The sequence below is a fragment of the Ruegeria sp. HKCCD7559 genome, assembly GCF_013110575.1.
In the GTDB taxonomy this organism is placed as follows: domain Bacteria; phylum Pseudomonadota; class Alphaproteobacteria; order Rhodobacterales; family Rhodobacteraceae; genus Ruegeria.
This window is the reverse complement of record NZ_WVQU01000001.1, coordinates 904190-916267: the sequence shown is the minus strand read 5'-3', so window position 1 is coordinate 916267 and position 12078 is coordinate 904190. Positions and strand designations below refer to the sequence as shown.

11 protein-coding genes are annotated in these 12078 nt (G+C 58.2%); 7 read left to right on the top strand and 4 right to left on the bottom strand.

The annotated features are described in order from the left end of the window. Positions 1-49: 49 nt before the first annotated feature. Positions 50-748: a transcriptional repressor LexA gene (gene lexA, locus GS605_RS04600; protein WP_171632210.1), complete on the top strand. Its 699-nt coding sequence runs from the start codon at positions 50-52 to the stop codon at positions 746-748. Here lexA and GS605_RS04595 read toward each other — a convergent pair. Next, positions 742-2790, bottom strand: a complete 2049-nt coding sequence (locus tag GS605_RS04595) for a ComEC/Rec2 family competence protein (protein ID WP_171723202.1) — start codon at positions 2788-2790, stop codon at positions 742-744. The genes lexA and GS605_RS04595 overlap by 7 nt on opposite strands. Before the next feature lie 78 nt (positions 2791-2868). On the opposite strand from GS605_RS04595, the gene gltX reads away from it, so the two are divergent. Both gltX and gltA read left to right on the top strand, forming a co-directional pair. Further along, positions 2869-4269, top strand: coding sequence for a glutamate--tRNA ligase (gene gltX, locus GS605_RS04590; protein WP_171723201.1), 1401 nt, complete (start codon positions 2869-2871; stop codon positions 4267-4269). Positions 4270-4390: 121 nt separating this feature from the next. Beyond that, complete coding sequence (gltA, locus tag GS605_RS04585) at positions 4391-5686, top strand: citrate synthase (RefSeq protein ID WP_171632203.1); 1296 nt, start codon at positions 4391-4393, stop codon at positions 5684-5686. A gap of 135 nt (positions 5687-5821) precedes the next feature. Here the strand turns inward: gltA and GS605_RS04580 are convergent, their stop codons facing one another. Then, positions 5822-6889 (bottom strand): PA0069 family radical SAM protein, encoded by a 1068-nt coding sequence (locus GS605_RS04580; protein ID WP_171723200.1) that lies wholly within the window; start codon positions 6887-6889, stop codon positions 5822-5824. A 270-nt stretch (positions 6890-7159) separates the two neighbouring features. Here GS605_RS04580 and GS605_RS04575 point away from each other — a divergent pair, with 270 nt between their 5' ends. From GS605_RS04575 to GS605_RS04565, 3 genes are all read left to right on the top strand, one after another. After that, positions 7160-7858 (top strand): B12-binding domain-containing protein, encoded by a 699-nt coding sequence (locus GS605_RS04575; RefSeq protein WP_171632198.1) that lies wholly within the window; start codon positions 7160-7162, stop codon positions 7856-7858. Between the two features lie 146 nt (positions 7859-8004). After that, positions 8005-9042 carry a Hint domain-containing protein gene (locus GS605_RS21000; protein ID WP_171723199.1) on the top strand — a complete coding sequence of 346 codons (1038 nt, stop codon included), beginning with the start codon at positions 8005-8007 and terminating at the stop codon, positions 9040-9042. A 77-nt stretch (positions 9043-9119) separates the two neighbouring features. Further along, a complete protein-coding gene (locus tag GS605_RS04565; RefSeq protein ID WP_171723198.1) occupies positions 9120-9779 on the top strand; it encodes a DUF1638 domain-containing protein in 660 nt (219 codons plus the stop codon). 2 nt (positions 9780-9781) lie between these two features. Here GS605_RS04565 and GS605_RS04560 read toward each other — a convergent pair whose 3' ends face one another. Continuing rightward, complete coding sequence (locus GS605_RS04560; protein WP_171723197.1) at positions 9782-10192, bottom strand: SufE family protein; 411 nt, start codon at positions 10190-10192, stop codon at positions 9782-9784. 139 nt (positions 10193-10331) lie between these two features. Here GS605_RS04560 and GS605_RS04555 point away from each other — a divergent pair, with 139 nt between their 5' ends. Beyond that, positions 10332-10862 (top strand): hypothetical protein, encoded by a 531-nt coding sequence (locus tag GS605_RS04555; RefSeq protein WP_171723196.1) that lies wholly within the window; start codon positions 10332-10334, stop codon positions 10860-10862. A gap of 6 nt (positions 10863-10868) precedes the next feature. Here GS605_RS04555 and rnd read toward each other — a convergent pair whose 3' ends face one another. Then, positions 10869-12026 carry a ribonuclease D gene (gene rnd / locus GS605_RS04550; protein WP_171723195.1) on the bottom strand — a complete coding sequence of 386 codons (1158 nt, stop codon included), beginning with the start codon at positions 12024-12026 and terminating at the stop codon, positions 10869-10871. Positions 12027-12078: the final 52 nt, after the last annotated feature.

Here is a 12078-nt window from a genome sequence, read left to right as displayed (position 1 = left end):
TGAACATGCGTAGAACAAAAGAAAACGCATGAGCGACGAGGTGTGAGCGATGCTGACCAAGAAGCAATTGGATTTGCTGGAATTCATCCACAAACGCGTGCAGGCAGACGGTGTTCCGCCCAGTTTCGATGAAATGAAGGCTGCTCTCGACCTGCGGTCGAAATCCGGCATTCACCGGTTGATCACCGCACTGGAGGAACGCGGGTTTATCCGCCGCCTTGCCCATCGCGCTCGGGCCATTGAGATCGTGAAATTGCCCGAAAGCCTTGGCGGCGAGCCGACGGCCGGCTTTACGCCACGTGTGATCGAAGGCGACCGGCCCAAGGGCCCCCGCCCTGCGAATATGGAGCCTGTATCGGTGGACGCGCTCGAGCTGCCGGTCATGGGCCGGATCGCAGCCGGTGTTCCCATCGAAGCAATCAGCCATGTATCGCATCACGTGGCCGTCCCCGGCCCCATGGTTTCGGGACAGGGTCAGCACTATGCATTGGAAGTTCGCGGCGACTCGATGATCGACGCTGGCATCAATGACGGTGATGTGGTCGTCATCCGGGAAACCTCGACCGCGGATAACGGCGACATCGTGGTTGCCTTGGTCGAGGATCAGGAAGCGACCCTCAAGCGGTACTTCCGCCGTGGCAACGCAATCGCGCTTGAGGCTGCAAACCCGGCTTATGAAACGCGCGTCCTGCCCGAAGAAAAGGTCAAGGTTCAGGGCCGGTTGGTCGGACTGATCCGCACCTATTGAGCCTGATTGGAATGACGGTCCCCGGCAGGTTTCGGGGACCAAAGCCGATGACCTGTCATGTCCGCGCTCGAGGTCAACTTTCCGTTCGAAACCGACAGGCTGCCGGTTTCGTACAACCGTTCCGGATCGAACACCCCGCACGAACCTTGCAGGGCAAGCGCAACGGCCGAGATGATGATCTGGTTTTCCTGACATTCATCAAACACCCGCGCCGCCCGTTTTCCGGTGATATGGATGATCTCAAAGTCATTCAACGGGTATCGTTGCACGATGTCGCTGTCCGGCCATCTGAGCGCCGCCTCGATCTGATCAACACCGTCTCCGTCATTTTCGAGCCAAACACCGGCGACAAACCCGCTGCCTTTGCTTTTGCTGAGGGCCCGCCCCTTGTCGGTCATGACCCCTACCAATCCGCCGTTTTCAGCAATCAGGACATCCGGTCTGTGCCCCGAGTTCCAAAGCAGAAATGCCAAGACAACAGGCACTGCTCCGGCCCATCGTGCTTGTCCCTGCCACAAGGCCATCCACAAGGCGCCGAATGCGACCAGGGGCAGGATGTACCAAGGCGGGCTGACCACAAAACCCTGCGCGCCATCAAGGTGCGACACCCAGTCCGAAACCGTAAGGATCCAATGCAACGCCCACCCCATTACGGTCAGGGCAATTGCCTCCAGTCCAAACGGGGCCAGAAGCGCCGCTACGACGGCGGAGGGCACGACAAAAAGGCCCATAACAGGAACGGAAAGCAGGTTGGCAAGCAGACCGAAATGGGACATCGTATTGAAATGCGCGGCACCTATGGGGGCTGTTGCAAGGCCTGCAATCGCCGATGACATCACCACGCCGACGACGGGCTTCAACCAGTTTGGGCCGGGCATCGGGCGCATCTCTCGCAACGCTCCGAAGACGGTGACCAACGCTGTGGTTGCGGCGAAAGACATTTGAAATCCGGGGCTCAGCAGCGACTCGGGCCGAAGAACCAGCACGATTACGGCGGCAACAGCAACCGCACGCAGCGAAATCGCGCGTCGGTCGATCAACACGGCCCCCAGCATGACGCTGACCATGACAAAGGCCCGTTCGGTTGCAACGTTGCCACCGGACAACAACAGATAAAGGGTTGCGGCACAAAGCGCGAGAACAGCAGCCACCTTCCGAACCGGAAGTCGCAACGCCACGGGGGGGCACAACGACAGCCCCAACCGACACGCCACGAATACGAAGCCTGTCAGAAGCCCCATATGAAGCCCGGAAATGGCCAGCAGGTGCGCCAGATTGGACGCCCGCAAGGATGATAGCGTCTCCTGCCCCATCCCGCTGCGATCTCCGGTGGTGACGGCGGCGGCAAATCCACCGATTTCACCGGGCAGGATCTGCCTGACCCGCTGCGAAATGGCCATGCGGATCGCAGTGATCCGAATGCCGTCGATCCCCTCGGTCGCTGGTGCGATGGTCATGATCGGGACGCGGGTATACCCGACCGCGCCCAATCGTTGAAACCAGGCATGACGGCGAAAGTCGAAACCTCCGGGCTCGACCGGGCCCTGCGGCGGCGAAAGATGACCTGTGGTCATAATACGCTGCCCCGGTGCGATTGCGCCCGTTGGAACATGAACGGAAAGACGGATGCGCTGCGGCCTGCGCTCCTGAGGTACATCCCCTATGCGTACCTGATCAAGCGTCAACCGCAACGCATCCGAGGCAGACCGATCCATGGCGACGACCCTCCCCTCGACAGGGCCATAATATCGCCACGACAGTACCGGTTCTGCCACCATATGGGCGCGAACGCCTGCCAGAATGAAACCGGCAGCGATCAGCGCCCCCCCGATTGCCAAAGTTCCCACCCCCGGTGGCAGCCGGCGGCGCAAGGCGACAAGAGCGATTCCAAGACAGACAAGACCGGCATAAACTGACCAATCCGGCTCGACGCGGACGCCGAAATAAAGACCAATCCCCGTCGCCAGCAAAACCGGCGTCCAAGGGAAAAGGTAGCCTGTCTGGCGCAGCAGCGCGGCCTCGACCCGTGCAAGAACACGCATGGTTGCCCCCGTCCTTCGGGCTCGTTAGACAGGCTTCAAACTATGCCAGATACGGTTACCAAAAGGTTAATCCCCACCATGACTGAACAGGTCGTCACTCGTTTTGCCCCCTCGCCCACCGGTTTCCTGCATATAGGCGGCGCGCGCACTGCATTGTTCAATTGGCTGTATGCGCGTGGTCGGGGCGGCAAATTCCTGCTGCGGATCGAAGACACCGATCGCGAACGTTCGACACCCGAGGCGACCGCCGCGATCCTTCAGGGCATGGCCTGGCTTGGCCTTGATCACGACGGCGATGTGATCAGCCAGTTCGAAGGGGCCGCCCGTCACGCCGAGGTCGCGCATCAGTTGCTGGCCGAGGGCAAAGCCTACAAGTGTTTCTCGACCCAGGAAGAAATCGCGGCTTTCCGGGACCAGGCGCGCAGCGAAGGGAAATCAACTCTGTTCCGCAGCCCATGGCGTGACGCCGATCCTGCGACGCATCCGGATGCACCTTTTGCCATACGCATCAAGGCGCCTCAGGACGGGGTGACCGTGATCCACGATCAGGTTCAGGGCGATGTGAGCATCCGCAATGACCAGTTGGACGACATGATTCTTCTGCGCTCGGACGGAACACCCGTCTACATGCTGGCAGTCGTTGTCGACGATCACGACATGGGTGTCACCCATGTCATCCGCGGCGACGATCACCTCAACAACGCCGCGCGGCAAATGATGATCTACGAAGCCATGGGCTGGGACGTTCCGGTCTGGGCGCATATCCCGCTGATTCACGGGCCGGACGGCAAGAAGCTGTCCAAGCGCCATGGTGCTCTTGGAGCGCAGGAATATCAGGCCATGGGCTATCCCGCAGCCGGGATGCGCAATTACCTGGCCCGGCTAGGCTGGAGTCATGGCGACGATGAGTTTTTCACGGACGCGCAGGCAAAGGAATGGTTCGATCTGGACGGGATCGGCAAAAGCCCTGCGCGGTTTGATCTGAAGAAGCTTGAAAACCTGTGTGGACAGCATATCGCAATCTCGGACGATGCTGCGCTGCGGCAAGAGATCGAGGCGTATCTGGCCGCAGCAGACCTTACGCCCCTTACTGAAACACAATCCAGTGATCTGGAACGTGCGATGTATTGCCTCAAGGACCGGGCGCGCACCTTCCCGGAACTGCTTGAAAAGGCTCATTTTGCATTGACAAGCCGCCCTATCGTTCCGGATGAAAAGGCAGCAAAGGCATTGGCAACTGTATCCGATGGTATACTGACGGAATTGACGCCGCATCTGCAAAATGCTAGCTGGTCGCGGAACGAACTGGAGGAGGCACTGAATTCCTTTGCCGAGTCAAAGGAGCTCAAGTTCGGCAAGCTGGCCGGTCCGCTGAGGGCCGCCCTGGCAGGTCGGGCCGTTACGCCTTCGGTTTTTGACATGATGCTTGTGCTGGGAAGGGAAGAAACCCTGGCGCGGCTTTCTGAAGCAGCGAAATAACCCAAGCTTCATAAACGGGTAACGCTGCTCCGCTAACACCCGGACTGCGCGTCCACGCGCAGTCATTGCCCGTATCACCGGAGGTATCTCTGGCGTGCGCATGAATGAAGAAGGGACAACCATGACTGATAGCAACAAAACAGCCACTCTGACCGTTCACGGCAAAGAGTATGAGTTGCCTGTTCATTCTCCGACTGCTGGTCCGGATGTCATTGATATCCGCAAGCTTTATGGTCAGGCCGGCGTCTTCACCTACGATCCTGGGTTCACTTCGACCGCAAGCTGCGACAGCACCATCACCTATATCGACGGCGAAAAAGGCGAACTGCTGCACCGCGGCTATCCGATCGACCAACTGGCCGAGAAATCGCATTTCCTCGAAGTCTGCTATCTTCTGCTGTACGGAGAACTGCCGGCGGCAAAGGATCTTGAGAAATTCGAGACCACGATCACACGCCACACCATGCTGCACGAGCAGATGCAGTATTTCTATCGCGGTTTCCGCCGCGACGCGCACCCAATGGCCATTATGGTCGGCGTTGTCGGCGCGATGTCGGCCTTCTATCACGATTCAACGGATATCTCGGACCCGCAGCAGCGTGAAATCGCATCGCATCGTCTGATCGCCAAGATGCCGACTATTGCTGCATGGGCCTATAAGTACCACACCGGTCAGCCTTTCGTGTATCCGCGCAACGATCTGGACTATGCGTCGAACTTCCTGCGCATGTGTTTCAGCGTTCCTGCCGAGGAATATGAGGTCAACCCGATCCTTAGCCGAGCGATGGACCGGATTTTGACCCTGCACGCGGATCATGAGCAAAACGCCTCGACATCTACCGTGCGTCTGGCCTCATCTTCAGGTGCGAACCCGTTTGCCTGTATCGCAGCCGGTGTTGCTTGCCTCTGGGGCCCTGCCCACGGTGGCGCAAACCAAGCCTGCCTGGAAATGCTGGAAGAGATCGGCACCGTCGATCGCATTCCCGAATACATCGCCCGGGCCAAGGACAAAGACGATCCGTTCCGCCTGATGGGCTTTGGCCACCGCGTCTACAAGAACTTCGACCCGCGCGCCAAAGTGATGAAGCAATCGGCAGACGAGGTTCTGGATCTGCTAGGCATTGAAAACAACCCAAAACTGCAGGTCGCCAAGGAACTGGAACGCGAAGCGCTGGAAGACCCGTATTTCGCCGAAAAGAAGTTGTTCCCGAATGTCGACTTCTATTCGGGCATCATCCTCGAAGCGATGGGTTTCCCGACCTCGATGTTCACGCCGATCTTCGCCCTGTCACGCACTGTTGGCTGGGTAAGCCAGTGGAAAGAGATGATAGCCGATCCGCAAAACAAGATCGGCCGCCCGCGTCAGCTGTACCTGGGCGAAACGCTGCGCGATTACGTGGATATCGAAAATCGCTGATACGCGCCTTACGGCAATCTGTTTCGAAGGCCCCGGTACTGCCGGGGTCTTTTTGTTTGGGCTGAAGCAATGAGAGCGCGAAGACCCGGTGTTTTCCAGCACAAGACAGCACCGAACAAGCCGGGGCGCATGATCTCAGAACAGGCTCAGCTGATCGCCGGGCTGCGGCGGCACCGCAAACAAATCGCAACGCAACGGGGCCGTTTTTATGGACAGCCCCAGACGTTTGCAGGTCTTCAAGAACCTTTGAGCGATAATCCCGGCATACTCACCCTCGCCCCGCATTCTGTGTCCCCAACGCGGATCGTAGTCCCGACCCCCATGCATTTCCCGCAGTTTGGACATGACCTTTTCCGACCGCGATGGCTCATGATCGGCTAGCCAGCCCTGCCAAAGCTGCGATACTTCGCGCGGCAGGCGCAACATGATCCAGCTTGCGGCATCCGCTCCAGCCTCTTTCCCGGCCTCCAGAAGGCTTTCCAGTTCATGATCCGTCAGCCCCGGCACGATGGGTGACGTCATGACACGCACCGGAACGCCCGCTTCCGTCAGCGTTCGGATCACGCGCAACCGACGAAGGGGCGACGGCGCCCGTGGTTCCATTCGGCGGGACAATTCCGCATCCAACGTGGTCAGCGAAACACCAACCCGCACCAGCCCCCGGCCTGCCATGTCGGCAAGCAACTCCAGATCCCGCTCTATCAGGGTACCCTTGGTGACGATCGCGACCGGGTGGTTGAACTCGCTCAAAACCTCAAGGCATGACCTTGTAATCATGTGCTTTTTCTCAATCGGCTGATACGGGTCCGTATTCGTACCAATTGCAATCGGCGCGACTTTGTAGGATCTGGCGGACAATTCCTTGCGCAGAACACGCCCCATGTTGGGTCGAGCGATCAGGCGGGTTTCGAAATCCAATCCTGCCGATAGCCCAAGATACGCGTGGCTGGGCCGCGCAAAACAGTAAACGCAACCATGTTCACATCCCCGGTACGGGTTGATCGACCGATCGAAGGGCAAGTCGGGGGATCGGTTGTAAGTAATAGCGCTGCGCGCAACCTCTTCACGTGTCTCGGTTCGCAGCGGCGGCAATTCTTCCTCAATGTCCCACCCGTCTTCGGTGGCAGTGGTGGCAAAGCATTCAAACCGACCAGCTTCGTTCGTCGTTGTTCCTCTTGCCCTGATCGTCCGCGCGATACTCATGTCATTTTGTTCTCTTTTTGTTCTACCGCTAACATAGGCTTGTCGCCAATTTGGCGCAAGTCCCGCCAAATCACCGATGGATTGAAGCGAGATGAAATCTCCGCAGGATGATCTTGCAGACTTTTCTATCGAGCCCCCCCATTTTTTGCCCTATAGGTCGGTCCCGAAACGACCGACGTCGCAATCGTCACAGTCACGTTGCGACGTTTTGGCCAAAACGGAAAAAATGCCACCACGGGCCGATGGCCCGCCCAGCACAGGGAATACCCCATGTCCGACGAAGAAGACATCGTCCTGTCCGAATTGAATGACGACGAACTGGTCGAGCAGATGTTCGACGATCTCTATGACGGCCTGAAGGAAGAGATCGAAGAAGCCACCAATATCCTGCTGGAACGCGGATGGACGCCTTATGACATCCTGACCAAGGCTCTGGTTGGCGGTATGACCATCGTGGGCCATGACTTCCGCGACGGCATCCTGTTTGTCCCCGAGGTTCTGCTGGCCGCAAACGCCATGAAGGGCGGCATGTCCATTCTCAAGCCGCTGTTGGCCGAAACCGGTGCACCGCGCGTCGGCAAGATGGTCATCGGCACCGTGAAGGGCGACATCCACGACATCGGCAAGAACCTTGTTTCGATGATGATGGAAGGCGCTGGCTTCGAAGTTGTCGATCTGGGCATCAACAACCCGGTCGAAAACTACCTGGAAGCGCTGGAAAACGAACAACCCGACATTCTGGGTATGTCGGCCCTACTGACCACTACGATGCCTTACATGAAAGTGGTCATCGACACGATGGTCGAACAGGGCGTCCGCGACGACTACATCGTTCTGGTCGGCGGCGCGCCCCTGAATGAAGAGTTCGGCAAAGCCATCGGCGCGGATGCCTATTGCCGTGACGCAGCTGTTGCAGTGGAAACCGCCAAGGAATTCGTGGGCCGCAAGCACAATCAACTGGCTGGCTAAGACCCGAATAATACTGATTGAAAGGCCGTCCGATCCGGGCGGTCTTTTCGATTCCGAAGCGCTTTGTCACCGGAAAATCCGGATTATCCAATTCTAAACCAAAGCAGGTCTAAAAGAACGAGGCATCCACATTCCCAGGGGGTCTCGTGCCGACTACGTTCACAGCCATCTCGCTCGGCAAACTCGCCGATATCGACAGTTTCGAAGGCAACAACACAGCTGAAAACGCTTCGGTGCTTGTGGGAAAAACCTTTGGCGGGTCCGACGATCCGCTGGCTCATAACAGCGTCACCTGGAGCCCGGTCGGCAATCCGGGTTCGTACTACAACATGAACAACATGTCGGCCAATGATCGGCTTTCGATCAATGGCGGACCGCCTCAGACATTCGATGGCACTTCGGTCTACAACGCCACGATCACCTATTTTGACGGATCAACTGCCAGGATTTCCGCAGTTTTGGCGCAGGATGTGGATGGCAACACCTATCTGATGCCGGAATTCTCGGACAATTCGGACCAATCCGCCTTGGAGGCTGGCCCTGTCCGCTCGATCACGCTCAACAGCCTTGCCGGAAACCGGTATTCAGGCCTGACATCCCGCCGTGAAGATTGGGATCTGGTGCCCTGCTTTACCCCCGGAACGATGATCCGCACCGAGCAAGGCGTTCGACCGATTGAAACCCTGTCCGTCGGCGACCGGATTGAAACCCATGATCATGGGCTGCAACCCCTGCGATGGATGGGGCGGCGAACCGTCAAGGCAACGGGTCCGCATGCGCCTGTTCTTTTCAAAGCAGGCGCCATCGGAAACACGCGCGACCTTCTGGTGTCACAACAGCACCGCATGCTGATTGGGGATTGGCGTCTCGAGCTGTACACCGGGCATTGCGAAGCCCTGGCGCCTGCCAAACACCTCGTGAACGGGTCCGACATCATACTGCGGCCCGGAGGGCTGGTGACCTACATCCACTTGCTGTTCGACCGGCATGAGCTGCTCTGGGCCGAAGATTGCCTGAGCGAGAGCTTTCATCCCGGCGCGCATATCTGGGACAGTCTCGGGTCTGCCGCACGGCAAGAAATCCTGTCGCTGTTTCCGGAACTGTCGCTGAACGGTGTTGCCGCGTACGGCCCGCTGGCCCGGCCCCTGCTGACCGCGTTCGAAGCGCATGCGTCGGCGGCCTGACATGAGATGTCGGATCGGGGCTTGCCCAAAGGCCTCAATCATCCTCCTATGGCAGCAGCCCCGAAGGATGCCAAGTGATGTCAAACGAATCCCTGCCAGATGATGCAGCCCTGACCACGAAGGGCTATGACGATACGGGCAAGGGAAGCATCCTGTTGATTGCCTGCGGCGCTCTTGCGCGCGAAATACTGGACATCAAAACACGGAATGGCTGGGATCACATGGCTTTGACCTGCCTGCCTGCGATCCTGCACGTTCACCCGGAACGGATCACCCAGGCTGTGGAAGACGCCGTGGCCAAGCATCAGCGCAATTATGACAAGATCTACATCGTTTACGCCGATTGCGGCACCGGGGGCCTGCTTCAGGCCGCCTGCGAAAAGCTTGGGGTCGAAATGGTGAAGGGGCCCCATTGCTATTCCTTCTTCGAAGGAAATCAGGCTTTTCAGGACCGCGGAGAAGACGAAACAACCGCGTTCTATCTGACAGATTTCCTGGCCCGGCAATTCGACGCCTTTGTCTGGAAGCCACTGGGCCTGGACCGCCACCCGGAACTACGTGACATGTATTTCGGCAATTACACCAAACTTGTCTATCAGGCCCAGATCGACAGCCCTGAGCTGACGGAACGCGCGCGCGAATGCGCAGACCGGATGGGGCTTGAATTCGAACGCCGGTTCACCGGTTACGGCGATCTGGAAAACACGCTGTCGGACTGGGCAAACCGCCCAAGATGAGATCAGGCGTTTTCCTGTGCGACCTGCCGGATGCGTTCGATCATCGACCGCAGGCCGTTCGAGCGCTGAGCGGACAGGTGGTCGTTCAGCCCAAGGCGTGCCAGTTCAGCCCCCGCATCGACTTTGGGAACTTCGGTCACGGGCAAACCGTTGTACAAGGACCGAAGAACAGCGATCAGGCCGCGCACGATCAGTGCATCGCTGTCACCATCGAACTTGAAGACGCCGGATTCAATCATCGGATGCAGCCAGACCTGGCTGGCGCATCCATGGACTTTTGTCGCCGGAACCTTGAATGCGTCGTCCAACGGCTCCATCGCCTTGCCCTGCTCGATGACATGGCGATACCGGTCTTCCCAATCCTCGAGAAACTCGAAATCCTCGACAATCTCTTCAAAGGCGGGCGTGGCCATGATGCGGTGGTCCTTTGTTTGCATTCACAATTGTGACCTAAGCCGGTGACCCGCCACTGTCCAGCCCCCGCGGTGGCTTTTCAACGCGAAGAAATTGCGCTAACCCATTGCCTGAACTCGTGTGAAAGTCTGTGGGTCCATGCAAAAATCTCTGTCCGTTCTCATCATCGCCACGCTGACCCTGACTGCATGCAGCAACTGGCGTGACTCTCGGGTGAACCCGTCAAACTGGTTCGGATCCAGCAGATCTGTCGAAGCCGAAACACCGCCCGACCCAAATGCCGCCGACGCATTGGTTCCGAAGCAAGGCGGAGGAACCGGCCTGTTTTCCCGCCCCGATGCTGAAGACACCAGCATTCCAATTGGTCAGATCGACGAATTGCGCATTGACCCGACCCCCTCTGGCGCGATCATCTATGCGTCTGGCACGGCTGTCCGGCAGGGGGCATTCAACGCGCGTCTGGTTCCTGTTGAAAAGGAAGAAAACCAGAAGAACGGAACTTTGGAATTTGTGTTCCGTGTGAACTACCCCAGCTATGAGACGCCGCAAGGGTCGGAACGTACTCGGATGGTATCGGACGCCATCAATATCTCGAAACAGGAACTGGAAGGTATTCGGCTGGTCCGCGTGGTCGGACAACAGAACGCACTGGAATCACGGCGCCGGTAAGCGCCGTTACAGGGACACGACCTTGACCGACTGCCCTTTGGCCGCCAGGGCAATCTTTCCTTCGCACAGCTTGAGAGCATCCTCGCCAAAGACTTCGAACCGCCATCCCGACAAGGCTGGAACATCCCGCTCGCCGGCTGCAATCTGATCCAGGTCCGAGCTTGTGGCGATCAATTTTGCCGCCACACCTGAACTTTCGGTTTTGGACTTCAGCAGAACCCTTAGCAGGTCAGCCAGCGCCGGATTGACCTTGAGCTTGTCGCGCGAAGTGTCGACCTTGGGCAATTTGTCGGGCGGGCAATTCACGCCGCGCTTGACCGCTGCCAGAATACCTTCGGCGACCGCCCCTTTGCGGGCTTCGCGCAGCAACAGGCGGGATCCGCCCAAATCCGAATGTGTTTTGGGTTTGGTCGATGCCAGCTCGATCAGCGCGTCGTCTTTGAATACGCGGTTCCGGGGCACGTTGTTTTCCTGCGCATAGGATTCGCGAAACTGCGCCAATTCACGAACCACAGCCAGAAACTTGGCCGAGTTCGTGCGCGTTTTCACCCGCTTCCATGCGTCTTCGGGGCGGATGTCATATGTGGCAGGCTGTGTCAGCGTCCGCAATTCTTCGGCAACCCAGTGGCTGCGCTGCGTCTTTTCAAGTTCTGCGGCCAGACGCTCGTAGATCCCGCGCAAATGGGTCACATCCGCAAGAGCATAGTTTTTCTGAGCATCGGTCAGCGGGCGCCGGGACCAGTCGGTGAACCGAGAGGTCTTGTCGACGCCCTGCTTGCAGATTTTCCGAACCAGAGTTTCATAGCCAACCTGTTCGCCAAAGCCACACACCATCGCTGCGACCTGTGTGTCGAACAGCGGTTTGGGGAACACACCGGCTTCAACCCAGAAGATCTCAAGATCCTGGCGGGCGGCATGGAACACCTTGACCACGCTTTCATTCCGGAAAAGATCGTAAAGCGGGTCAAGCGACAAGCCATCGGCAAGCGGATCGACCAGAACCGCGCTGTCTTCATCCTCGGACGGGACAGCCAATTGCACCAGACACAGCTTGGAGTAATACGTCCGCTCACGCAGAAATTCGGTGTCGACCGTGATATAGGGATAGCCTTCGGCGGCCTTGCAGAAATCGGCCAGCTCTTGCGTCGTCGTCAGGGTTTTCATGCGCCGTACTAGTATCGCTCTTGTTTTTGTGCCTGCCCGTTTTTGTCCTCGT

Bases quoted from the DNA above. Each gene is read 5' to 3' on its own strand.
- GS605_RS04580 (WP_171723200.1), bottom strand. From the start codon at position 6,889: ATGAGTATCGCGCGGACGATCAGGGCAAGAGGAACAACGACGAACGAA.
- lexA (WP_171632210.1), top strand. From the start codon at position 50: ATGCTGACCAAGAAGCAATTGGATTTGCTGGAATTCATCCACAAACGC.
- rnd (WP_171723195.1), bottom strand. From the start codon at position 12,026: ATGAAAACCCTGACGACGACGCAAGAGCTGGCCGATTTCTGCAAGGCC.
- GS605_RS04575 (WP_171632198.1), top strand. From the start codon at position 7,160: ATGTCCGACGAAGAAGACATCGTCCTGTCCGAATTGAATGACGACGAA.
- GS605_RS04555 (WP_171723196.1), top strand. From the start codon at position 10,332: ATGCAAAAATCTCTGTCCGTTCTCATCATCGCCACGCTGACCCTGACT.
- gltA (WP_171632203.1), top strand. From the start codon at position 4,391: ATGACTGATAGCAACAAAACAGCCACTCTGACCGTTCACGGCAAAGAG.
- GS605_RS04560 (WP_171723197.1), bottom strand. From the start codon at position 10,192: ATGGCCACGCCCGCCTTTGAAGAGATTGTCGAGGATTTCGAGTTTCTC.
- GS605_RS04565 (WP_171723198.1), top strand. From the start codon at position 9,120: ATGTCAAACGAATCCCTGCCAGATGATGCAGCCCTGACCACGAAGGGC.
- GS605_RS04595 (WP_171723202.1), bottom strand. From the start codon at position 2,790: ATGCGTGTTCTTGCACGGGTCGAGGCCGCGCTGCTGCGCCAGACAGGC.
- gltX (WP_171723201.1), top strand. From the start codon at position 2,869: ATGACTGAACAGGTCGTCACTCGTTTTGCCCCCTCGCCCACCGGTTTC.